The following is a 24,224-nucleotide window of genomic DNA, read 5'->3' on the forward strand; positions in this document are numbered from 1 at the left end:
ACACATGGCACCAGAACCACCGCTGCTCAGCATGTCCGGAATCACCAAGTCGTTCCCCGGCGTCCGGGCCCTCGACGGCGTCGACCTCGATGTCCAGGCCGGTGAAGTGCACTGCCTGCTCGGTCAGAACGGGGCCGGCAAGTCCACCCTGATCAAGGTCCTCGCGGGCGCCCACCAGCCGGACAGCGGCACCATCACCTGGCGCGGCGAGGACGTCACGCTCCGCTCGCCCAGCGCCGCCATGCGTCTCGGCATCGCCACCATCTACCAGGAACTCGACCTGGTGGAGCACCTGTCGGTGGCCGAGAACGTCCACCTCGGCCATGAGCCCACGGCCGCCGGCTTCGTCGTACGGGGGAGGGCCGCGCGGGCGTCGACCGCCGAACTCCTCGCGCGCCTCGGGCATCCGGAGGTCGACCCCGGCCGGCTCGTCGGCGAACTGTCCGCAGCCCAGCAGCAGATCGTCTCCATGGCCCGGGCGCTCTCCCACGACGTACGGCTCATCGTCATGGACGAACCGTCCGCCGCGCTCGACCCGGACGAGGTCGACAACCTGTTCCGCATCGTCGCCTCGCTCACCGCGGACGGTGTGGCCGTCGTCTACATCTCGCACCGGCTGGAGGAGATCCGGCGCATCGGCGACCGGGTGACGGTCCTCAAGGACGGGCGCGCGGTCGCGGGCGGGCTGCCCGCGAAGACCACGCCCACCCGGGACGTCGTGGCGCTGATGACGGGGCGCAACGTCGAGTACGTCTTCCCCGAGCGGCCCGCCGCGGCGCCCGACGGCGCCCCGGTCCTCCAGGTCCGGGGCCTGTCCCGGCCGGGCGAGTTCGCCCCGCTCGACCTCACCGTCCGGGCCGGCGAGATCGTCGGCCTCGCCGGACTCGTCGGCTCCGGCCGCTCCGAGGTGCTGGAGACGATCTACGGCGCCCGCAAGCCCGGCTCCGGCCAGGTCCTGGTGGACGGCAAGGCGCTGCGGCCCGGCAGCGTGCCCGCGGCGGTCCGCGCGGGTCTCGGCCTCGCCCCCGAAGAACGCAAGGCGCAGGCCCTGCTCATGCTGGAGTCCGTCACCCGGAACGTGTCCGTCTCCACCCTGTCCCGCTTCTCCCGCGGCGGCTGGCTCGACCGGCGCGCCGAACTGGGCGCGGCCCGCGCGGCCACCCGCGAGCTGTCGCTGCGCCCCGACAACCCCTCCGTACCAGTCCGCACCCTCTCCGGCGGAAACCAGCAGAAGGCCGTTCTGGCCCGCTGGCTGCTGCGCGGCTGCCGCGTGCTGCTGCTCGACGAGCCGACCCGCGGCGTCGACGTCGGCGCCCGCGCCGAGCTGTACGCGGTCGTGCGGCGGCTGGCCGACGAAGGGCTCGCGGTCCTGCTCGTGTCCAGCGAGGTCCCCGAAGTACTGGGCCTCGCCGACCGCGTGCTGGTGCTGCGCGAGGGCCACGTCGTACACGAGGCACCCGCCCGCGAACTGGACGAACACCGCGTACTCGACCTCGTCATGGAAGGAAGCCCGGCGTCATGACGCAGCATGCCTCCCCGCCGCGGAGCAGCACCGGCAAGGTGCAGCCGGCCGGCCCCAGCCCCGCCTGGCGCTCCCTCGTGGCCCGCGCCGACGTCCGCACCCTCTCGCTGCTCGGTGTGCTGCTCGCGCTCGTCGTGGTCGGCGGCATCACCAAGCCGGACGAGTTCCTCGACACCCGCAACCTGCAACTCGTCCTCACCCAGGCGTCGGTGATCGGTGTCGTCACCGTCGGCATGACCTTCGTCATCACCTCCGGCGGCATCGACCTGTCGGTCGGCGCGATCGTCGCCCTCGCCTCGGTCTGGGCGACCACGGTCGCCACCCAGGACTTCGGTTTCGCGGGCATCCTGTTCACCGCGGTGATCGTCGGCGTGGGCTGCGGACTCGTCAACGGCGTGCTCATCGCCTACGGCAGCATGGTCCCGTTCATCGCCACCCTCGCCATGCTGGCCTCGGCCCGCGGTCTGGCCCTGCAGATCACCGACGGCAAGACGCAGATCGTCTCGGTCGACGGCATCCTCAAGCTCGGCGAGCGCGACTCCTATGTGCTCGGCATCCCGCCGCTCGTCCTGGTCTTCGCGGTCGTGACGATCATCGGCTGGTTCGTGCTCAACCGCACCACCTTCGGCCGCCGCACGGTCGCCGTCGGCGGCAACGCGGAGGCCGCCCGGCTCGCCGGCATCGACGTACGCCGCCAGCGGCTGTACCTCTACCTGCTGTCCGGGCTGTGCTGCGGCATCGCCGCCTTCCTGCTGATCATCCTGTCCGGCTCGGGCCAGAACACCAACGGCAACCTGTACGAACTCGACGCCATCGCCGCCGCGATCATCGGTGGAACCCTGCTCAGTGGGGGCCGCGGCACCATCACCGGCTCCGTCCTCGGTGTCCTGATCTTCACCACGATCACCAACATCTTCGCCCTGAACAACCTGCAGAGCGACGTCCAGCAGATCGCCAAGGGCGCGATCATCGTCGCCGCCGTGCTGGTCCAGCGCCGTACCGCGAGCACGACCTGACGAAGGGGATCACCGCCATGTCACACCTCACCAGTCGCAGAGGGCTGCTGTTCGGGACCGCCGCGGTCTCCGCCGGTGCCCTGCTCACCGCTTGCACGAGCAACGAGAGCAAGGACGAGCAGCCGGCCGCCAGTTCTCAGCCGGCCGCCGACGACAAGCCCGGCAAGCAGGTCACCGTCGGGTTCGCCGGTCCGCAGGCCGACCACGGCTGGCTCAACGCGATCAACGACAACGCCAAGAGCCGCGCCGAGAAGTACTCGGACGTCACCCTGGAGATCACCGAGGGCTCCAACGACACCGCCGCGCAGATCGGCCAGATCGAGACCCTGATCAACAAGAAGGTCGACGTCCTGGTGATCCTGCCCGCCGACGGCAAGGCCCTCACCCAGGTCGGCCTGAAGGCGATGCGCGCGGGCATCCCGGTGATCAACCTGGACCGGATCTTCAACACCCCGCAGGCGTACCGCTGCTGGGTCGGCGGCGACAACTACGGCATGGGCTTCAACGCCGGCACGTACATCGGCGAGAAGCTGAAGGGCAAGACGGACGCTCGCGTCGTCGAACTGGCCGGGATCGACAACCTGGAGCTGACCAAGCAGCGCACCCAGGGCTTCGACGACGCGCTCAAGAACTACCCGAACCTGAAGAAGGTCGCCCGGCAGGCCGCCGACTTCACCGTCGAGTCGGGACAGGCCAAGATGTCCCAGCTGCTCCAGGCCCAGTCCAAGATCGACGCCGTGTGGAACCACGACGACGACCAGGGCGTGGGCGCGCTGCGCGCCATCGAACAGGCCGGACGCGACGAGTTCATGATGGTCGGCGGTGCGGGGGCCCTCTCTGCCTTCCAGGCGATCAAACAAGACAATGGCGTGATGAAAGCAAGCGTTCTCTATCCGCCGACCATGGCCGCCTCGGCGATCGACCTGGCGCGCGCCCTCGGCCAGAGCAAGGGCATCGGCGGCCTCGCCGAGTACGAGATCCCGTCGTCGATCACGCTGTACTCGGCCGTCGTCGACAAGGACAACGTCGACCAGTACATGTCCACGGGGTTCCGCTGACGGGTCCCGCCCCGCACCCCCCACGGCACAGACATGAACGAGGACGAGGAGGACTTCCTTATGGGACAGCCGCAGCAACCGGACGGGCCGGAGGCGGAGCAGCCACCGATCCGCGTCGGCATGGTCGGATACGCCTTCATGGGCGCCGCCCACTCCCAGGGCTGGCGCACCGCGGGCCGTGTCTTCGACCTGCCCCGACGGCCGGTCCTCGCCGCGATCTGCGGCCGGGACGGCGCCGCGGTCCGGGCGGCGGCCGACCGGCACGGCTGGGCCGCGGCCGAGACCGACTGGCGCGCGCTGATCGCCCGGGACGACGTCGACCTCGTCGACATCTGCACCCCGGGCGACAGCCACGCCGAGATCGCGCTCGCCGCCCTGGCCGCGGGCAAGCACGTACTGTGCGAGAAGCCCCTCGCCAACACCGTCGAAGAGGCCACCGCGATGGCCCGCGCGGCCGAGGAGGCCGAGGCGCGCGGCCAGGTGGCGATGGTCGGCTTCAACTACCGGCGGCTGCCCGCCACGGCGCTCGCCCGGCGGATGGTCGCCGAGGACCGGATCGGCACCCTGCGGCACGTCCGGGTCGTCTACCTCCAGGACTGGCTGATCGACCCCGAGTTCCCGCTCACCTGGCGGCTGCGCAAGGAAGCGGCGGGCTCCGGCTCGCTCGGCGACCTCGGCGCGCACATCATCGACCTCGCCCAGTACCTGGCGGGCGAACGCCTCGCCGGGGTCTCCGCGCTCACCGAGACCTTCGTACGGCAGCGGCCCCGGCCCGGCGGCGCCACGAGCGGCCTGACCGCCGTGTCGGCCACCGGCACCGGAGAGGTCACCGTCGACGACGCCGCCGTGTTCACCGGCCGCTTCGCCTCCGGCGCCCTGGCCTCCTTCGAAGCCACCCGCTACGCGACCGGCCGCAAGAACGCCCTGCGCATCGAACTCAACGGCGCGCGCGGCTCACTCGCCTTCGACCTGGAACGGCTCAACGAACTGTCGTACTTCGACGGCACCGAACCGGGCAACCACGCCGGCTTCCGCCGCATCCTCGTCACCGAACCCGACCACCCCTACCTGGAGGGCTGGTGGCCCCCGGGCCACGGCCTCGGCTACGAGCACAGCTTCGTCCACCAGGCCCGCGACCTGGTGCACGCCATCGCCGAGGGCAGCGCCCCCGAACCCTCCTTCGCCGACGGACTCCAGATCCAGCGCGTGCTCGCCGCGGTGGAGGAGAGCGCCGAGAAGAACGCCGTCTACACCCCCATCGCGGTCTGAGGAGTCTCGCAATGCCCCGCAACTTCACCCTCTTCACCGGACAGTGGGCCGACCTCCCCCTGGAGGAGGTCTGCCGGCTCGCCCGCGACTTCGGCTACGACGGCCTCGAACTCGCCTGCTGGGGCGACCACTTCGAGGTCGACAAGGCGCTCACCGACCCCGGCTACGTCGCCTCCCGCCACCAGCTCCTCGACAAGTACGGCCTCAAGTGCTGGGCCGTCTCCAACCACCTGGTCGGACAGGCCGTCTGCGACGCCATCATCGACGAGCGGCACGAGGCGATCCTGCCCGCCCGGATCTGGGGCGACGGCGAGCCGGAGGGCGTACGCCGCCGGGCCGCCACCGAGATCGCCGACACCGCGCGCGCCGCCGCGGCCCTCGGCGTCGACACCGTCATCGGCTTCACCGGCTCCGCCATCTGGCACCTGGTCGCCATGTTCCCGCCCGCGCCCGAGGCGATGATCGAACGCGGCTACCAGGACTTCGCCGACCGCTGGAACCCCATCCTCGACGTCTTCGACGCGGAGGGCGTCCGCTTCGCGCACGAGGTCCACCCCAGCGAGATCGCCTACGACTACTGGACCACCCAGCGCGCCCTGGCGGCCGTCGACCACCGGCCCGCCTTCGGCCTCAACTTCGACCCCTCCCACTTCGTCTGGCAGGACCTCGACCCGGTCGGCTTCCTGTGGGACTTCCGCGACCGGATCTACCACGTCGACTGCAAGGAGGCCCGCAAGCGCCTCGACGGCCGCAACGGCCGCCTCGGCTCCCACCTGCCCTGGGGCGACCCGCGCCGCGGCTGGGACTTCGTCTCCGCCGGGCATGGCGACGTCCCCTGGGAGGACGTCTTCAGGATGCTGCGCTCCATCGACTACCAGGGACCCGTCTCCGTCGAATGGGAGGACGCCGGCATGGACCGGCTCCAGGGCGCCCCCGAGGCACTGACCCGGCTCAAGGCGTTCGACTTCGAACCGCCGACGGCCTCCTTCGACGCCGCGTTCGGCAACTGAGGCCCGACGCGGCCACCCACCGAACCCCTCTTCCGCTCTCCGGGATGACGGCGCATCCCGGCGCACCGCACCCGCCCCGTACAACCGGCCCCTTCTTGGAGGCATTCGTGCACGGGAACGACCGCACCACCCGCACCCGCAGAAACGAGACCCCCGGACGACGCCGATTCCGCAAGGCGGTGGCCCTGCTCAGCGGGGCCCTGCTCGCGGGCGCCACCCTGAGTCTCACCGCCCCCCAGGCCGGCGCAGCCGTCGCCGACCCGTCAGCCGCGGCGGCCGAGGACTTCCAGCAGGTCACCCTGGCCAAGGGGGCGGCGGAGGTCGGCGAGCCCATGTCGCTCGCCGTCCTGCCGGACCGCTCCGTCCTGCACACCTCGCGCGACGGCACGCTGCGGCTGACCGACGCCGCCGGCAACACCAAGGTCGCGGGCAAGCTGGACGTCTACTCGCACGACGAGGAGGGCCTCCAGGGCGTCGGCGTCGACCCCGGCTTCACCGACAACCACTTCGTCTACCTCTACTACGCGCCCCCGCTGGACACCCCGGCGGGCGACGCCCCGGAGACCGGCACCGCCGCCGACTTCGCCCCCTTCGACGGCGTCAACCGGCTCTCCCGGTTCGTCCTGGGCGCGGACGGCACGCTGGACAAGGCCAGCGAGAAGCAGATCCTCGACGTCAAGACCTCCCGCGGCATCTGCTGTCACGTCGGCGGTGACATCGACTTCGACAAGGACGGCAACCTCTACCTGTCGACCGGCGACGACACCAACCCCTTCCAGTCGGACGGCTACTCGCCCATCGACGAGCGGTCCGACCGCAACCCGGCCTTCGACGCCCGCCGCTCCGCCGGCAACACCAACGACCTGCGCGGCAAGATCCTGCGCATCAAGGTGAACGCCGACGGCTCGTACGCCATACCCGACGGCAACCTCTTCGCGCCGGGCACGCCCAAGACGCGGCCCGAGATCTACGCGATGGGCTTCCGCAACCCGTTCCGCTTCAGCGTCGACAAGGAAACCGGCATCCTCTACGTCGGTGACTACGGACCCGACGCCGGCTCCGCCAACCCGGACCGCGGCCCCTCGGGACAGGTCGAGTTCGACCGGGTCACCGGCCCCGGCAACTTCGGCTGGCCGCTGTGCATCGGCGACAACCAGGCGTACAAGGACTACGACTTCGCCACCAAGACGTCCGGCGCCGCCTTCGACTGCGCCGCACCGAAGAACACCTCGCCGCACAACACCGGCCTGACCGACCTGCCGCCGGCCCAGGCCGCCTGGATCCCCTACGACGGCCCGTCCGTGCCCGAGTTCGGCGACGGCTCCGAATCCCCCATGGGCGGACCGGTCTACCACTACGACCCCGCGCTCGACTCGCCCGTGAAGTTCCCGCAGGCATACGACGGCGACTTCTTCGCCGGTGAGTTCGGCCGCCGCTGGATCAAGCGCATCACCAGCGACGCGAACGGCGCCGTGCAGTCCATCAACCCCGTGCCCTGGACCGGTACCCAGGTGATGGACATGGCCTTCGGCCCGGACGGGGCGCTGTACGTCCTCGACTACGGGCTGTCCTGGTTCGGCGGCGACGACAACTCGGCCCTGTACCGCATCGAGAACGCCACCGACGGCCACTCGCCGGTCGCCCAGGCCGCGGCCGACCGCACCTCGGGACAGGCACCGCTGAAGGTCTCCTTCTCCTCGGCCGGCACCAGCGACCAGGACGGCGACGCGCTCACCTACAGCTGGGACTTCGGCGACGGCACCACCTCGACCGGCGCCAACCCCAGCCACACCTACAAGAAGAACGGCACCTACACCGCCACGCTCACCGCGAAGGACCCGGGCGGGCGCACCGGCAGCGCCGGCGCGCAGGTCGTCGTCGGCAACACCGCGCCCACCGTCACCCTGGAACTCCCGCAGGACGGCCGGCTGTTCAGCTTCGGTGACGCCGTCCCGTTCAAGGTGAAGGTCACCGACCCCGAGGACGGCACGGCCATCGACTGCTCCAAGGTCACGGTCAACTTCGTCCTCGGCCACGACACCCACGGCCACCCGCTGACCTCCGCGACCGGCTGCTCCGGCACCATCCAGACCAGCGCGGACGGCGGACACGACGAGAACGCCAACATCTTCGGCGTGTTCGACGCCCAGTACACGGACAACGGGGGCGGCGGCCAGGCCCCGCTCACCACGCACGACCGCAACGTCGCCCAGCCGCGCCACCGCCAGGCCGAGCACTACAGCGACTCCTCGGGCATCTCGCAGATCAGCAAGGCGAGCGCGCACGGCGGCAAGACGGTCGGTGACATCGACAACGGCGACTGGATCGCCTTCACGCCGTACGCGCTCGGCAACGCCCAGCAGATCACGGCCCGGGTGTCCTCGGGCGGCGCGGGCGGCACCCTTGAGGTCCGTGCCGGCTCCCCGAAGGGCAAGCTCCTCGGCAAGGCCACTGTGCCGGTGACCGGCGGCTGGGAGACCTTCCAGGACGTCAGCGCCGACCTGGCACGCGCACCGAAGGCCACCACCACGCTCTACCTGGTCTTCAAGGGCAGCACCGGCAACGGCGCCCTGTTCGACGTCGACGACTTCGTCTTCACCACGAGCTGAGAGGAGGCCGTGATGCGCGCGACCGGCAGACTGACGACCGCCGCCCTCGGAGCGGCCCTGCTCCTCGGCTGCGTGGCGGGACCCGCCTCGTCGCACCCGGCGGAGAGCAAGCGGGTACTGGTCTTCTCCAAGACGGCCGGATTCCGGCACGACTCGATCCCCGAAGGGATCGCGACGGTCAGGGAACTCGGCGCGAGCGGCGGCTTCGCCGTCGACGCCACGGAGGACGCCGGTGCCTTCACCGGGAAGAACCTGCGGCGCTACGCCGCCGTCGTCTTCATGTCCACGACGGGCGACGTCCTCGACGACGCCCAGCAGCGGGCCTTCGAAGGCTACATCCGCGACGGGGGCGCCTACGTGGGCGTCCACGCCGCCGCCGACACCGAGTACGACTGGGCGTTCTACGGCGGCCTGGCCGGCGCCTACTTCCAGTCGCACCCGGCGATCCAGCCGGCCACGGTGAACGTGGAGGACCGCGGTCACCCGGCGACCTCGGACCTGGCGCACACCTGGGACCGCACGGACGAGTGGTACAACTACCGCTCCAACCCGCGCGAACGCGCCCATGTCCTCGCCTCGCTCGACGAGGCGTCGTACACCGGCGGCACCATGAACGGCGATCACCCGATCGCCTGGTGCCAGGACTACCAGGGCGGCCGTGCCTTCTACACCGGGGGCGGCCACACCAAGGAGTCCTACGCCGACCCCGCGTTCCGGCAGCATCTGCTGGGCGGGATCCGCTGGGCCGTCGGTGACGCCCAGGCCGACTGCCGCCCGGAGAACGGCTACCGGCCGATCTTCGACGGCACCGGCCTGGACGGCTGGAGCCAGGCCGGCCCGGGCTCCTTCACCCTGTCCGAGGACGGCACGCTGACCTCCACGGGTGGCATGGGCATGCTCTGGTACGCCGGGCAGAGCTTCGGGTCGTACTCCCTGAAGCTCGACTGGAAGATGGACGGCGACGACAACTCGGGCGTGTTCGTGGGCTTCCCGCCCTCGGACGACCCGTGGTCGGCCGTGAACAACGGATACGAGATCCAGATCGACGCCACCGACGTGCCCGAGAAGACCACCGGGTCCGTCTACGGCTTCCAGTCCGCCGACCTGAAGAAGCGCGACCGGGCGCTGAACCCGCCGGGGGAGTGGAACACGTACGAGATCCGGGTGGAGGGCGAGCGCCTCCGCATCTGGCTCAACGGCGTGAGGATCAACGATTTCACCAACACCGATCCGGCCCGGAGCCTGCGCGACGGACATGTCGGCATCCAGAACCACGGTGCCGACGACCAGGTGTCCTTCCGCGACATCCGGATCAAGGAACTGCCCGTCAAGGGCAGGTGAGCGGCGGCGGGCGGGGGACGCCGGACCCCCGCCCGCCGTCTTCGTCCCGTCATAGCCGGGGTCAGCGCACGACAAGGAGGCTGCCCATGTCCGCGTCCCTTCCCCGAAACCGTATGGGAATCTGGCTGATCGGCGCCCGGGGTTCCGTCGCCACCACCGTGGTCGCGGGCTGCGCCGCCGTGGCGGCCGGACTGCACCCGCCCACCGGAATGGTCACCGAGACACCCCTGTTCACCGACTGCGGCCTGCCACCGCTCGCCTCGCTGGTGTTCGGCGGGCACGACGTGACCGGCTGTCCGCTGCCCAAGCGGGCCGAGCAACTGGCGGCCGGCGGCGTCCTGCCGCACGGGCTGCCCGCCGCCGTCACGGGCGAACTCGCCGCCGCCGACGCCGAGATCAGGCCCGGCGGCCCGGCCCCGGGAGACACCCGGGACGCCACGGAGGTGATCGCCGCCTTCGCCGCGGACATCGCCGACTTCGTACGACGCAACCGACTGGCCCGAGCCGTCGTGGTGAACGTGGCGTCCACCGAGCCCGTCGCCGCCGGGGACGCGCTGCCGCCCAGCTCGCTGTATGCGGCGGCGGCCCTGCGGGCGGGCTGCCCCTATGTGAACTTCACCCCGTCGACCGGACTGCACCATCCGGCCCTGGCCGAGGCGGCCGCGGACAGCGGACTGCCGTACGCGGGCCGGGACGGCAAGACCGGCCAGACCCTGCTGCGTTCGGTCCTCGGACCGATGTTCGCGCAGCGGGCGCTGGCGGTACGCGCCTGGTCCGGCACCAACCTGCTGGGCGGCGGCGACGGCGCCGCCCTGGCCGACCCGGCGGCGGCCGCCGCCAAGAACGCCGGCAAGGAACGGGTCCTCGCCGACACACTGGGCGGCACCCCGCAGGGCGAGGTGCACATCGACGACGTACCGGCCCTCGGCGACTGGAAGACCGCCTGGGACCACGTCGCCTTCGACGGTTTCCTCGGCACCCGCATGATCCTTCAGACCGTCTGGCAGGGCTGCGACTCGGCGCTGGCCGCCCCCCTGGTTCTCGACCTCGCCCGCCTGACGCTCCGCGCCCACGAGCAGGGCCACACCGGTCCCCTGACCGACCTCGCCTTCTACTTCAAGGACCCACTGGGCGACGCCCCGTCGGCCCTCGGCGACCAGTACACGGCCCTGACCGGCTTCGCTCAGCGGCTGCGGGAGGGCGCGCGGGCCGCGGAGGCCGTGGAGGTCGCGGTGGACGGTGCGGCCGAGGTGGACATGCAGGCCGCCGAGGGCGTGACGGCCGCGGGGGCCGCGGCGGACGTGGCGGATGTGGAGGGGCGGGGATGCTGAGGAATCTGGCGATGTTCCGCCGGTTCGCCGGGACGGGGCGGTCGGTCGAGCGGGGCCGGGCCGGCGGGCCGCCGGTCCCGTCCGTGGCCGGCGGGGGCGCGCGGCACCTCGGGACGCCCCGGATGGCCGGGGCCGACGAGGGCCGCCCGGAGCGGACCGGACGGGTACTCGGCTCCCGGCCCCACCCGGGCGACGACACCGCCGAACCCCGCCCGGACCGGCCTCGGCAGCAGCCCGCCGGTCGGCCTGCCCGGCCCGGTCCCTCCGGCTCACCCCTGCGGGCCTGGGCCGAACTGCTGCGGCTGCCCGCGCTGTTCACCGTGCCCGGTGACGCCCTGGCCGGTGCCGCCGCGGTGTCGGCGCGCCCCGGTCCCCGCACCCTGCTGGCCATCGGCTCCTCGCTGTGCCTGTACGAGGCGGGCATGGCCCTCAACGACTGGGCCGACCGCGACGAGGACGCCCTCGAACGCCCACACCGCCCCCTGCCGTCCGGCCGTATCAGGCCGTCGGCGGCCCTCGCGGCGGCCGGCGCCGCCACCGCGGCGGGCCTCGCCCTGGCCGCCCGCGCCGGGCGGCCCGCACTCGCCGTCGCCACCTCGCTCGCGGCCACCGTGTGGGCGTACGACCTGGTCCTCAAACGCACCCCGGCGGGCCCCGCGGCGATGGCGGCGGCCCGCGGCCTCGACCTGCTGCTCGGCGCGGCGGCCACCCGCGCCACCCCGGACGCGGTCCGTGGCGCGCTGCCTTCCGCCGCACTGCTGAGCAGCCACACCCTGGCGGTCACGGCGGTGTCCCGGCGCGAGACGACCGGCGGCTCACCTCTGGCCCCGCTGGCGGCACTGGCCACCACCGTCGCCCTCGCGCTGCCGCTGACCCGGCCACGGCCAGGTCCGGCCGCCTCCGGGCCCCCGCCGACCGCCGCCGACGTGGCCGTCGGCGGCGGTCGAGAGCGTGCCGTGCCGCGCCTTCGGGCGGCCGTGGGCGCGGCAGCCGCCCTGGTGCCCCCACCGCTCGCGCCCGACGCCACGGTCCTCGGCGGTCCCCGAGAACCAGGCTTCCCCCGCCGTCCGGCGGGCCGGGGTGTTGCAGCCACCCCCGGCCCGCCGGGCACCTCCCCACCGACGTCCGGCCGCGCCACCGGCGCCGTGTCCGAGGTGCTGCGGGCCGCCCTGGGCACCGCCTACGCCGTCACGGCCGGCCGGCCCTACTTCCACGCCGCGCTCAATCCGTCTCCCCAGCTCACCCAGCGAGCCGTCGGCGGGGGCATCCGCGCGACCATCCCCCTCCAGGCCGCACTCTGCGCCCGCGCCGGTGCCCCGTTCGGCGCACTGCTGACCGCGACCCTCGCACCGCTCGCCCGCCGGTTCGCGAAGAAGGTGAGCGTCACATGAGCCCCCGACCCACCGACCCGAGCGATCTCCACCCCCACAGGGCCGCGGTGAACCGCACACCCAGCTACGACGTGCCCCGGGGCGATGTCTCCACGGCGCGTCGACCGGAGCGCTCAGCTCTCACCGCGGGTCGAGTCGCCACCCCCGCGCGGAGCGTGCCGAGCGATTTCGCCGCCGGCTCTTCAGCGCCCGACAGGGGCGCGGGGAACTGCGCGCCCAGCCACGACGCAGCCGCACCCGAAGAATCCACAGCCCCCACCCCCGGACCCAAACCCAAACCCAAAGCCGAACCCACCTCCACCTCCGCCTCCCCCCTCACCCCCACCCCCGCCTGTCATGCCCCTGCCGCCCGAGGCAGCACACCCCCCACCCCACCCCCCGGCGGCCAGCCGCACCGCTTCGGATACGGCACCAACGGCCTCACCGACCTCCGCCTCGACGACGCCCTCGCGCTCCTCGCCGACCTCGGCTACGACGGCCTCGGCCTGACCCTCGACCACATGCACCTCGACCCCCTCGCCCCGAACCTCGGCGCCCGCACCCGCCGCGTCGCGCACCGCCTGGCGGAACTCGGCCTGGACGTCACCGTGGAGACGGGCGCCCGCTACGTCCTGGACCCCCGGCACAAGCACGGCCCCTCCCTGCTCGACCCCGACCCCACGGCCCGCGCCCGCCGCGTGGACCTGCTGCTGCGTGCCGTGCGGGTCGCCGCCGACCTCGGGGCGCACGCCGTGCACTGCTTCAGCGGGATCACGCCGGCCGGCACCGACCCGGACACGGCCTGGCAACGGCTGGCCCAGTCCCTGGCGCCGGTCCTGGACGCCGCCGCCGACGCGGGCGTCCCGCTCGCCGTGGAACCCGAACCCGGCCATCTGCTCGCCACCCTCGCCGACTTCCACCGCCTGCGCCGCACGCTCGGCGATCCCGAACCCCTCGGCCTCACCCTCGACATCGGCCACTGCCAGTGCCTCGAACCCCTCCCGCCCGCCGACTGCGTACGCGCCGCCGCCCCCTGGCTGCGCCACGTCCAGATCGAGGACATGCGGCGCGGAGTCCACGAGCACCTGCCCTTCGGGGACGGCGAGATCGACTTCCCGCCCGTCCTCGCCGCCCTCGCCGCCACCGGCTACCGGGGCCTGACCGTCGTCGAACTGCCGCGCCACTCCCACGCCGGGCCCCACCAGGCCGCCCTCGCCCTCCCGTTCCTGCGCCGGGCGGCCACCGCAGCCACGACCGTGTCCCTGGGGTCCCCGGGGTCTCCGGGGTCTCCGGGGTCTCCGCACCCCGCCCGGCCCGCCGGCGAGCCCTCCGCCACCCCCGAAGGGAGCCCCGCATGACCACCCGGCCCCCCGCACCGGACACCCCGGTGGCCGGCCCCGCGCACACCCCGCCGGACCGACTGCGCACCCTGCTGCACGCCCGACTCGGCACCACCGCCCGTTCCTGGCTGGAGAAGGCCCTCGACGAGGCGGCCGCACCCCCCGACACCCACGGCCCCGTCCCCGCCTGGGAACTGCGGCTCGCGGAGGCCGGCCGGCGCTGCGGACCCGCCCACGCCGACGCCGCCCGCGTCCTCGTCCTGCACGCCGCCCGCCCCGGCACCGACGCCCTCACCCGCGTCTACCGGCAGGGCACCGCCGACGAACGCCGCGCGGTCCTGCACGCCCTGCCCCACCTGGTGGCGGACACCGGCGGGCTCCCGCTCGTCGAGGACGCGCTGCGCACCAACGACACCCGGCTCCTCGCCGCCGCCGTAGGCCCCTACGCCGCCCGCCACCTGGACGCCCACGCCTGGCGGCACGCCGTACTCAAATGCCTGTTCACCGGCGTGCCCGTCGCCGAGGTGGCCGACCTCGCCCGGCGCGCCCACGGAGACCCGGAACTCGCCCGCATGCTCGACGACTACGCGGCGGAACGCACCGCCGCGGGCCGGCACGTGCCCGACGACCTGTACCGGGTGCTGACCCTGACCGGCGCCGAGACCCCGCCGCACACCACGGACGACCCCCACGGCAAGGAGTCCTGATGCGCATCTTCGACCCCCACATCCACATGACCTCCCGGACCACCGACGACTACGAGGCCATGCACACCGCGGGCGTCCGCGCCGTCGTCGAGCCCGCGTTCTGGCTGGGCCAGCCCCGTACCTCACCGGCCTCCTTCCTCGACTACTTCGACTCGCTGCTGGGCTGGGAACCCTTCCGCGCCGCCCAGTACGGCATCGCCCACCACTGCACGCTCGCCCTCAACCCCAAGGAGGCGAACGACCCGCGGTGCGTGCCCGTCCTCGACGCACTGCCCCGGTACCTCGTCAAGGACCGGGTCGTGGCGGTCGGTGAGATCGGCTACGACTCGATGACCCCGGCCGAGGACACCGCGCTCGCCCGGCAACTCCAGCTCGCCGCCGACCACGCGCTGCCCGCGCTCGTGCACACCCCGCACCGCGACAAACTCGCCGGGCTGCGCCGCACCCTCGACGTGGTCCGGGAGTCCGCGCTGCCGCTCGACCGGGTCCTGGTCGACCACCTCAACGAGACCACCGTCAAGGAGGCCAAGGACAGCGGCTGCTGGCTCGGCTTCTCCGTCTACCCGGACACCAAGATGGACGAGGAGCGGATGGTCGCCATCCTGCGCTCCTACGGGCCCGAGAAGGTCTTGGTGAACTCCGCCGCCGACTGGGGAAAGAGCGACCCGCTCAAGACCCGCAAGGTGGGCGACCTGATGCTCGCCGAGGGCTTCTCCGCGGACGACGTCGACCAGGTCCTGTGGCACAACCCGGTCGCGTTCTACGGGCTCAGCGGCCGACTGAGCCTGGACACCGGCCAGGCCGGCACCACCCACGAGGGCAACAGCATCCTGCGCGGCGGGGAGTGACCGATGCGCTTCCGGCACCCCGACGGCACCACCGTCCACCTCGCCTACTGCACCAACGTGCACCCCGCCGAAACCCTGGAGGGCGTCCTCGCCCAGCTCCGCGACCACTGCGAACCCGTACGCCGCAGGCTCGGCCGGGACCGGCTCGGCATCGGCCTGTGGCTCGCCAGGGACGCGGCCCACGCCCTCGTCACCGATCCCGCCGCGCTGCGCACCCTCCGCTCCGAACTGGACCGGCGCGGCCTTGAGGTCGTCACCCTCAACGGCTTCCCGTACCAGGGCTTCGGCGCCGAGGAGGTCAAGTACCGCGTCTACAAACCGGACTGGGCCGACCCCGAACGCCTGGAGCACACCACCTCCCTGGCCCGGGTGCTCGCCGGGCTGCTCCCCGACGACGTCACCGAAGGCAGTGTCTCCACCTTGCCGCTCGCCTGGCGCACCCACTGGGACGAGCAGCGGGCTCAGACCGCCCGCGCCGCCCTGCGCACCCTCGCCGAACGCCTCGACGCCCTCCAGGAGCTGACCGGCCGCTCCGTCCGCGTCGGCCTGGAACCGGAACCCGGCTGCATCATCGAGACCACCGCCGACGCCATCGGCCCGCTCACCACGATCGGCCACGACCGCATCGGCATCTGCGTCGACACCTGCCACCTCGCCACCTCCTTCGAGGACCCGGACACCGCCCTGGACGGGCTCACCCGGGCAGGCGTCCGCGTCGTCAAGTCCCAGCTGTCCGCCGCCCTGCACGCCGCCGACCCCCGGCTCCCCGAGGTCCGCGAGGCCCTCGCGGCCTTCGCCGAACCCCGCTTCCTGCACCAGACCCGCACCCTCAACGGCACCGGCCTGCGCGGCACCGACGACCTTGGCGAGGCCGTCCACGGCGACGCGCTGCCCGACACTGCGCCCTGGCGGTCGCACTTCCACGTCCCGCTGCACGCGGCCCCCGCCGCCCCCCTGACCGCCACCCTCCCGGTGCTGCGCACCGCCCTGGCCCGGCTCGTCGGCGGCCCGCACCCGCTCACCCGCCACTTGGAGGTCGAGACCTACACCTGGCAGGCCCTGCCGCCCGACCTGCGCCCCCGCGACCGCAGCCGGCTCGCCGACGGCATCGCCGCCGAACTCATGCTGGCCCGCGACCTGCTGACCGACCTCGGCCTGAAGGAGCTGCCATGAGCGCCGCGCCCGCCACCGCGGACCCCACCCCGCTGCTCGTCCTGGACGTGGTAGGTCTCACCCCCCGCCTCCTGGACCACATGCCGCACCTCAAACGGCTCGGCCGGTCCGGCTCCCGGGCCGCGCTCGGCACCGTCCTGCCCGCCGTGACCTGCTCCGTCCAGTCCACCCTGCTGACCGGCACCATGCCGTCCGAGCACGGCATCGTCGGCAACGGCTGGTACTTCCGGGAACTCGGCGACGTCCTGCTGTGGCGCCAGCACAACGCCCTCGTCGCCGGGGACAAACTGTGGGACGCCGCCCGCCGCGCCCACCCCGGCTACACCGTCGCCAACATCGGCTGGTGGTACGCCATGGGCGCCGACACCGACTTCACCGTCACCCCGCGCCCCGTCTACTACGCCGACGGACGCAAGGAACCCGACTGCTACACCCGCCCCGCCGCCCTGCACGACGAACTCACCGAGAAACTGGGCACGTTCCCGCTCTTCTCGTACTGGGGACCCGGCGCCGGCCTCGCCTCCAGCCAGTGGATCATCGACGCGACCCGGCACATCCTGCGCACCCGCAACCCCGACCTGGCCCTCGGCTACCTCCCGCACCTCGACTACGACCTCCAGCGCTACGGCCCCGACGACCCGCGCTCGCACCGGGCCGCCGCCGAACTGGACACCGCCGTGGCCCCGCTCCTGGACGACGCCCGCGCCGCCGGCCGCACCGTCGTGGCCCTGTCCGAGTACGGCATCACCCGCGCCGACCGCCCCGTGCACATCAACCGGGCGCTGCGCCGGGCCGGTCTGCTGGAGGTGCACACCCAGGCCGGCATGGAATACCTCGACCCGACGGCCTCCCGTGCCTTCGCGGTCGCCGACCACCAGATCGCCCACGTGTACGTGCGCCGGGCCGAGGACCTCGACGCCACCCGGGCCGCGCTCGACGGCCTGCCCGGCATCGACCTGCTCCTCGACGACGAGGGCAAGAAGGCCCACCACCTCGACCACCCGCGCGCCGGCGACCTGGTCGCCGTGGCGGAGCCGGACGCCTGGTTCACGTACTACTACTGGCTCGACGACGACCGCGCGCCCGACTTCGCGCAGCTCGTCGAGATCCACCGCAAACCCGGATACGACCCGGCCGAGCTGTTCATGGACCCGCTCGATCCCTACGTCAAGGCCAAGGCCGCCACCGCGCTCGCCCGCAAGAAGCTCGGCATGCGCTACCGCATGGCGGTCGTGCCCCTCGACGCCTCACCCGTCCGCGGCAGCCACGGCCGCCTTCCCGCGAGCGACGACGACGGTCCGCTCCTCCTGTGCTCCACCCCCCGCGCCGTCGGAGACCGCATCGCGGCCACCGACGTGAAGTCCCTGCTGCTCGCCCTGGCGGGCCTATCGGACCACCGGTCCAGAGAGAGGCACCCGTGAACGACACCGACACCACCGTCACCGGCACCGGCACCGACGAACCCCTGCGCCGCGCACTCGGCATCGGCCGCCGCGGCTTCCTGAGCACCTGTACCGCCGTCGCGGCGGGCGCCGTCGCCGCTCCCGTGTTCGGCGCGGCCCCCGTCCAGGCGACGCCGGCCGCCCAGACCTCCGGGAAGGGCGGCAGAGGGCAGCTGCTCGTTCCCGCCGACAAGCGGGGCCTCATCCTGTACACCGTCCGCGACGCCACCGGCCGCGACCCGCTCTCCACCGGCCTGCCCTCCGGGTTCCGGTCCGTGTTCGAGCAACTGGCCCGGTTCGGCTACCGGCAGGTCGAGTTCGCCGGGTACGGCCAGCACCCCAACGCGCCCGGCGGCGCGAACCTGGAGAACGTCGAGGGCGCCCGGCTGCTGCGGCGCTGGCTGGACGAGTTCGGACTGCGCGCCCAGGGCAACCACGGCTTCATCCCCGGCTCCTGGCCGCTGACCACCGCCGACGTGGACACCTTCAAGAAACACCTGGAGATCGCGAACATCCTCGGCATGGACCACATGGGCACCGGCGGCGACCCCACCGGCAGCTCCTACCGGGCCGACTGGGACGTGGCCGCCGACAAGTGGCACGCCCTCGGCGAGATCGCCCGCCGCGCCGGGATCAAGCTGTACACGCACAACCACGACGCCGCCTACGGCTTCCTGCTCGACAGCGGCCCGCTCGACGCCCAGGGCCGCCCGACCCGCAGCTCCGGCGTCCGCAAGCTGGAGTACTTCCTGTCCGTCACCGACCCCAAGCTGATCTGGCTGGAGATGGACATCTACTGGGCGCACGTGGCCCAGTACAAGTTCCGCACCTACACCGCTCCCGACGGCTCCACCCGTGAGAACGTCTTCGACCCGGCGGGCCTGGTCGCCCGCCACAACAAGCGCTACCCGCTGTTCCACGCCAAGGACGGTGTCGCCAACACCACCAGCGGCGAGGGCTACGACATGGTCCCGTTCGGCACCGGAGTCATCGACTACACGACGTTCTTCTCCCGCGTGGGCCGGCGCAACTACCACAACCCGATGGTCGAGCAGGACAACGCGCCCAGCGCCACCGACCCGGCCCAGTCCCTGAACCACGCGCGCATCGGCTACCAGAACCTCGCCGCGCTGCGCCACAAGTAGGCCCCACCGCACGGACGCCAGGAGGCCCTCCCCCGTGGGGGAGGGCCTGCCGTCATATCACGCCATCTCCTCACCGAGTGGCTGCGGGTTGGGGGCGATGCGCCGGGCCTCGGGCCTGCCCGGTGCCCTGAGGAAGACCGCGAGTACCGCACAGGCCAGACCGATGGAGCCGGCCAGGACGAACGCGCCGTGGTAGTCCCACGCGCTGACGACGACCGAGCCCATGCCCGAACCGACGAGGCCCGAGACCAGCTTGGAGCTGTAGACCATGCCGTAGTTGCTGGCGTTGTTGTTCTCACCGAAGTAGTCCGCCGTCATCGCCGCGAACAGCGGGAAGATCGCCCCACCGCCGAAGCCGGAGACCATCGAGCAGAACAGGAAGAACGGCATGCTGCCCATCTGGCCGGAGACCAGCACGCCGAACTGCGCGGTACCGAGCACCAGACACACGATGATCAGTGTGCTGCGGCGCCCGTAGCGGTCGGATATCCAGCCGATGACGCCGCGTCCGGTGCCGTTGACGATCGCCTTCAGGGACATCGCCGTGGCCACGATCCCGCCCGCGAAGCCCATGTCCTTGCCGAACGGGACCTGGAAGGCGATGCCGAAGATGTTGATGCCGGCCGTGCACAGCAGACAGAACCACATCATCCACAGGACCGGTGTGCGCGCCGCCTCCTTCGGCGTGTACTGCTTCACGGCCGGCGGGTTCTTCTCCAGCGCCCGGCGGATGCGCGGGTCGTCGGTCGCCTTCAGCGGGTCGACCTGCGGCGGCCACCAGTTCTTCGGCGGGTCCTGGAAGAACCAGCCCGCGGTGGCCACCATCACGCACAGACCGACGCCCACCGCGGCCAGCACCGTCTGGTAGTTGCCCAGATCCATGTACGAGGTGAAGAGGAACACGAACGGCACGGACCCGTAGGCGAAACCGCCGTTGACGAAGCCGGTCTTGCCGCCCTTGCGCTCCGGATACCACTTGCCGACCATGTTGACGCAGGTCGCGTAGACCAGACCGGCGCCGATACCGCTGCACATGCCGAAGCCGAGATAGGCGACGAGCACATTCGGTGCGTACGCCAGCGACAGATAGCCCAGCATGGTGCCGACCGCGCCGATCAGCATGGCCGTACGGGCGGGCAGCCTGCCGCTCTCCCGCAGCTGTCCGGCCGGGAAGGCCACGGCCGCCTGGAAGAACACCCAGACGCCCATCAGCCAGAAGATGTGTCCGCTGCTCCACAGATGTGCCTCGTGGAGTGTGTCCTCCGCCGAGGTGAACGCGTACTCGGCGGAGCTGATGCCCATCATGCCCACCCAGGGCAGGATGACCATCCACTTGCGCGAGCGCCCCATGATGTCGACATCGGACTCGCCGATCCGGTACACGCGGCCGTTGCGGTCCGCCACCTCCCGGAACGGGACCGCGGCGGAGTGGTCGGTGGTTGTCATGTCTCGATTCCCCTTGCGTCGAAAGCTCTGGCCAGCGCCCCCTGTCCAATGCGTTTCGTGCGCGCTCGGGTCTCGGGGCCGGCCGGCGCACCGTCGGCCGGCCCCTCCTCGCTCACCTCATGAACCGCCCCCCAACAACCCCGCCGCCTGAGCCCAGCGGTACTTCGCACCCAGCACGGCGACCGGCTTCTCCGTCGTGTACGGGTACGCCACCACCCCGTGCTCGTACAGGTACTGGCACGCCTCCTCGACCTCGACGTCGCCCGCGAGCGACGCGACGACGGGCTTCTCGATGCCGCGCGCCCGGAACTCCGCCACCACCCGCGCGGTCAGTTCGGCGAACACCATGGGCGGCGTGACGATCGTGTGCCAGTAGCCGAGGACCAGCGCGTGGATCCGCGGGTCCTCCAGCCCGAGCCGGATCGTCGCCTCGTACGTCGACGGCGGCTCGCCCCCGGTGATGTCCACCGGGTTGCCAGCGGCACCGAAGGGCGGGATGAACGTCCGGAAGGCCGCGTCCAGGTCCGGCGGGATCTCCATCAGGGACAGCCCGTTGTCCGTCACCGCGTCCGACAGCAGCACACCGCTGCCGCCCGCCCCCGTGATGATCACCACGTTGTCGCCCCGGGGCGTGGGCAGCACCGGCAGCCCGCGCGCGTACTCCAGCATGTCGTTCAGGCCCGGCGCCCGGATGACACCTGCCTGGCGGAGGATGTCGTCGTACACGGCGTCGTCGCCCGCCAGCGCCCCGGTGTGCGACCCCGCGGCCTTCGCGCCGGCCGCCGTACGGCCCGCCTTCAGCACCACGACGGGCTTCCTCGGCACGGTTGCGCGCGCCGCCTCGACGAACGCGCGGCCGTCCTTCAGGTCCTCCAGGTGCATCGCGATGCACTCGGTGTGCGGGTCCTCGCCGAACCAGGTCAGCAGGTCGTCCTCGTCCAGGTCCGACTTGTTGCCGAGACCGACGATCGCCGACACACCCGTCCTGGTGGTGCGCGCGAACCCCAGGATGGCCATCCCGATGCCGCCGGACTGCGAGGTCAGCGCCACCCCGCCCCTGACGTCGTACGGCGTGCAGAACGTCGCGCACAGGTCCTGCCAGGTGGAGTAGTAGCCGTAGATGTTGGGCCCGAGCAGCCGGACGCCGTACCGCTCGCCCAGCGCCACGATCTCGGCCTGCAACTCGTGCTCACCGGTCTCCGCGAACCCGGAGGGGATCAGCACGGCGTTGGGGATCCTCTTGCGCCCCGCCTCCTCCAGCGCGGCGGCCACGAACTTCGCGGGGATCGCGAAGACCGCGACGTCCACCTCACCGGGGACGTCCGCGACGCTCCGGTACGCCTTGCGGCCCAGGATGTCGTCGGCCCTGGGGTTCACCGGGTGGATCTCCCCGCGGAAGCCGCCGTCGACGAGGTTGCGCATGACCGAATTGCCGATCTTGCCCTGCTCGTTGGAGGCACCGATCACGGCGATCGACGACGGCTGCATCAGCCGCCGCATGGAGGTGAGGATCTCCGCACGCGAGTAGGTGCGGCGCGGTGGCGGCTGCTTGTCGGCGATGATCACCCTGATGTCCGCGGCGACCGCTCCCTCCGCCGTGGCGATCACCGGGTTCAGATCCACCTCGGCGATCTCCGGGAAGTCCGCGACCAGGCGGGAGACCCGGCGGATCTGCTCGGCGACCGCCCACCGGTCCACGCCCGCCTGCCCGCGCACCCCGCGCAGGATCTCCGCCGAGCGGATCGAGTCCAGCATGGACAGCGCCTCGTCGGCGTCCACCGGCGCGAGCCGGAAGGTGACGTCCTTCAGCACCTCGACCAGCACACCGCCGAGCCCGAAGGCCACCACCTTGCCGAACGTCGGGTCGGTGACCGCGCCGACGATGACCTCCTGCCCCGTGGGCAGCAGCTCCTGGATCTGCACGCCCTCGATCCGGGCGGCGGCGTCGTAGGCGCGTGCGTTCTCCACGATCCGGTGGAAGGCGTCCCGTACGTCCGCCGCGCCCTCGACACCGACGATCACCCCGCCCGCGTCGGTCTTGTGCAGGATGTCGGGCGAGACGATCTTCATCACGACGGGTCCGCCGAACCGCGCCGCGTGCGCGACCGCCTCGTCGACGTCCTTCGCCAGTTCCTCGCCCGGTACGGCGATGCCGTACGCGTCGGCGATGACCTTGCCCTCCGGGGCGGTGAGCGCGGTGCGTCCCTCGGCGCGCACCGCGTCGAGCAGCGCCCGCACCTTCACCACCCGGTCCTCGGCCAGCACGTCAGATCACTCCGTTCGATTTGAGCAGGCGCAACTCCTCGTCACTCAGGCCGAGTTCGCCGACGTAGATCTCCTCGTTGTGCTCGCCGAGCAGCGGGGAGGCGGTGATGTCGACGGGTGAGTCGGAGAGTTTGAGCGGGCTTCCCACGGTCACGAACTCGCCGCGCTCCGGGTGCGGGACGGTGACCACCATCTCGTTGGCGGCCAGCGACTCGTCCTCGATGATCTCCTTCGTCGACAGGATCGGCCCGCACGGGATGTTGTGCGCGTTCAGTTTCTCCAGCACCTCCCACTTGGGAAGCGTCGAGGACCATTCCTCGATCAGCTGGAACATCTTGCCCAGCTTGGGCAGCCGGACCTCCGGCGTCGCCCAGTCGGGGTCGCCGGCCAGTTCGGGCCGGCCGATCAGTTCGCTGAGCGGTTGCCAGCCGACGGGCTGCACGATCACGTACACGTAGTCGTTGGGTCCGCCGGGTGCGCAGCTGACGGCCCAGCCGGGCTGGCCGCCGCCGGAGGCGTTGCCGGAGCGGGGGACCTCGTCGCCGAAGTCCTCGTTCGGGTACTCGGCGAGCGGGCCGTGTGCGAGGCGCTGCTGGTCACGGAGTTTGACCCGGCACAGGTTGAGCACGGCGTGCTGCATCGCGACGTTCACGCGCTGGCCGCGGCCGGTCCGCTCGCGTTGCAGCAGTGCCGCGAGGATCGCCGCGACGGCGTGCACGCCCGTTCCCGAGTCGCCGATCTGGGCGCCGGTCGCGAGCGGCGGGCCGTCCTCGAAGCCGGTGGTCGCCATCGATCCGCCCATCGCCTGCGCGACGACCTCGTACGCCTTGAAAGCGGTGTACGGGCCCTCGCCGAAGCCCTTGATGGAGGCGTAGACGATCCGTGGGTTGATCTCCTTGATGCGGTCCCAGGTGAACCCCATCCGGTCGACCGCGCCCGGCCCGAAGTTCTCGACCATGACATCGCTGCGGCGGATCAGCTCGGTCAGGATCTCCTTGCCGCGCCCGGTCTTGGTGTTCAGGGTGATGCTGCGCTTGTTGCAGTTGAGCATCGTGAAGTACAGGGAGTCGACGTCCGGCAGGTCACGCAGCTGCTTGCGCGTGATGTCACCGGTCGGGGCCTCCAGCTTGACGACGTCCGCGCCGAGCCAGGCGAGCAGCTGGGTCGCGGAGGGCCCGGACTGGACGTGCGTCATGTCCAGGACGCGGATGCCGTCGAGTGCCTTGGTGGTCACCGGGCTCACCTCACTTGTACGGGTCGGGATTCATGGATCCGGGGGCGTGCGCGTCCGGGTCGGCCCGGACGTCGATCGGCGGCTCTCCCGGGACTCCC

The 24,224-nt window shown here is 72.1% G+C and carries 17 protein-coding genes and 1 pseudogene; 15 read left to right on the forward strand and 3 right to left on the reverse strand.

Going from position 1 to position 24,224, the window contains the following annotated elements:
* Nucleotides 1-4 precede the first annotated feature (4 nt).
* The 15 genes and pseudogenes from ACFY2B_RS40095 to ACFY2B_RS40165 all read left to right on the forward strand — a co-directional run bounded on the left by ACFY2B_RS40095 (nt 5) and on the right by ACFY2B_RS40165 (nt 19,181).
* Nucleotides 5-1,522, forward strand: coding sequence for a sugar ABC transporter ATP-binding protein (locus ACFY2B_RS40095; RefSeq protein ID WP_390767995.1), 1,518 nt, complete (start codon nt 5-7; stop codon nt 1,520-1,522).
* On the forward strand, nt 1,519-2,538 hold the full coding sequence (locus tag ACFY2B_RS40100; protein ID WP_390767996.1) for an ABC transporter permease: 1,020 nt from the start codon (nt 1,519-1,521) through the stop codon (nt 2,536-2,538). The genes ACFY2B_RS40095 and ACFY2B_RS40100 overlap by 4 nt, the downstream gene beginning before the upstream one ends.
* A 17-nt stretch (nt 2,539-2,555) precedes the next feature.
* Nucleotides 2,556-3,596 (forward strand): substrate-binding domain-containing protein, encoded by a 1,041-nt coding sequence (locus ACFY2B_RS40105; protein ID WP_390767997.1) that lies wholly within the window; start codon nt 2,556-2,558, stop codon nt 3,594-3,596.
* A 60-nt stretch (nt 3,597-3,656) separates the two neighbouring features.
* Complete coding sequence (locus ACFY2B_RS40110; RefSeq protein WP_390768016.1) at nt 3,657-4,865, forward strand: Gfo/Idh/MocA family protein; 1,209 nt, start codon at nt 3,657-3,659, stop codon at nt 4,863-4,865.
* Nucleotides 4,866-4,876: 11 nt separating this feature from the next.
* On the forward strand, nt 4,877-5,875 hold the full coding sequence (locus ACFY2B_RS40115; RefSeq protein WP_390767998.1) for a sugar phosphate isomerase/epimerase family protein: 999 nt from the start codon (nt 4,877-4,879) through the stop codon (nt 5,873-5,875).
* A 107-nt stretch (nt 5,876-5,982) separates the two neighbouring features.
* Nucleotides 5,983-8,484, forward strand: coding sequence for a PQQ-dependent sugar dehydrogenase (locus ACFY2B_RS40120; RefSeq protein ID WP_390767999.1), 2,502 nt, complete (start codon nt 5,983-5,985; stop codon nt 8,482-8,484).
* Nucleotides 8,485-8,496: 12 nt separating this feature from the next.
* Complete coding sequence (locus ACFY2B_RS40125; protein WP_390768000.1) at nt 8,497-9,825, forward strand: ThuA domain-containing protein; 1,329 nt, start codon at nt 8,497-8,499, stop codon at nt 9,823-9,825.
* Between the two features lie 86 nt (nt 9,826-9,911).
* Nucleotides 9,912-11,156 carry an inositol-3-phosphate synthase gene (locus ACFY2B_RS40130; RefSeq protein ID WP_390768001.1) on the forward strand — a complete coding sequence of 415 codons (1,245 nt, stop codon included), beginning with the start codon at nt 9,912-9,914 and terminating at the stop codon, nt 11,154-11,156.
* Nucleotides 11,150-12,547: an SCO3242 family prenyltransferase gene (locus tag ACFY2B_RS40135; RefSeq protein WP_390768002.1), complete on the forward strand. Its 1,398-nt coding sequence runs from the start codon at nt 11,150-11,152 to the stop codon at nt 12,545-12,547. The genes ACFY2B_RS40130 and ACFY2B_RS40135 overlap by 7 nt, the downstream gene beginning before the upstream one ends.
* Before the next feature lie 383 nt (nt 12,548-12,930).
* Nucleotides 12,931-13,884: pseudogene (locus ACFY2B_RS40140) on the forward strand (sugar phosphate isomerase/epimerase family protein); the annotation flags it as partial.
* Nucleotides 13,881-14,573, forward strand: coding sequence for an EboA domain-containing protein (locus tag ACFY2B_RS40145; RefSeq protein ID WP_390768003.1), 693 nt, complete (start codon nt 13,881-13,883; stop codon nt 14,571-14,573). The pseudogene ACFY2B_RS40140 and the gene ACFY2B_RS40145, both read left to right, overlap by 4 nt.
* Nucleotides 14,573-15,421 carry a TatD family hydrolase gene (locus ACFY2B_RS40150; protein ID WP_390768004.1) on the forward strand — a complete coding sequence of 283 codons (849 nt, stop codon included), beginning with the start codon at nt 14,573-14,575 and terminating at the stop codon, nt 15,419-15,421. Before ACFY2B_RS40145 ends, ACFY2B_RS40150 begins: the two co-directional genes overlap by 1 nt.
* A 3-nt stretch (nt 15,422-15,424) precedes the next feature.
* Nucleotides 15,425-16,594, forward strand: a complete 1,170-nt coding sequence (eboE, locus tag ACFY2B_RS40155) for a metabolite traffic protein EboE (RefSeq protein ID WP_390768005.1) — start codon at nt 15,425-15,427, stop codon at nt 16,592-16,594.
* The gene (locus tag ACFY2B_RS40160; RefSeq protein ID WP_390768006.1) at nt 16,591-18,015 is read left to right on the forward strand and encodes an alkaline phosphatase family protein; all 1,425 of its coding nucleotides are present in this window, start codon (nt 16,591-16,593) and stop codon (nt 18,013-18,015) included. Before eboE ends, ACFY2B_RS40160 begins: the two co-directional genes overlap by 4 nt.
* Nucleotides 18,012-19,181, forward strand: a complete 1,170-nt coding sequence (locus ACFY2B_RS40165; RefSeq protein ID WP_390768007.1) for a sugar phosphate isomerase/epimerase family protein — start codon at nt 18,012-18,014, stop codon at nt 19,179-19,181. The genes ACFY2B_RS40160 and ACFY2B_RS40165 overlap by 4 nt, the downstream gene beginning before the upstream one ends.
* 57 nt (nt 19,182-19,238) lie before the next feature.
* Here the strand turns inward: ACFY2B_RS40165 and ACFY2B_RS40170 are convergent, their stop codons facing one another.
* The 3 genes from ACFY2B_RS40170 to frc all read right to left on the reverse strand — a co-directional run bounded on the left by ACFY2B_RS40170 (nt 19,239) and on the right by frc (nt 24,126).
* Nucleotides 19,239-20,627 (reverse strand): OFA family MFS transporter, encoded by a 1,389-nt coding sequence (locus ACFY2B_RS40170; RefSeq protein ID WP_390768008.1) that lies wholly within the window; start codon nt 20,625-20,627, stop codon nt 19,239-19,241.
* A 117-nt stretch (nt 20,628-20,744) separates the two neighbouring features.
* Nucleotides 20,745-22,889, reverse strand: a complete 2,145-nt coding sequence (locus tag ACFY2B_RS40175; protein WP_390768017.1) for an acetate--CoA ligase family protein — start codon at nt 22,887-22,889, stop codon at nt 20,745-20,747.
* A gap of 4 nt (nt 22,890-22,893) precedes the next feature.
* Nucleotides 22,894-24,126 (reverse strand): formyl-CoA transferase, encoded by a 1,233-nt coding sequence (frc, locus tag ACFY2B_RS40180; protein ID WP_390768009.1) that lies wholly within the window; start codon nt 24,124-24,126, stop codon nt 22,894-22,896.
* Nucleotides 24,127-24,224 lie beyond the last annotated feature (98 nt).

This window comes from Streptomyces sp. NPDC001270 (assembly GCF_042896695.1).
Classification (GTDB): domain Bacteria; phylum Actinomycetota; class Actinomycetes; order Streptomycetales; family Streptomycetaceae; genus Streptomyces.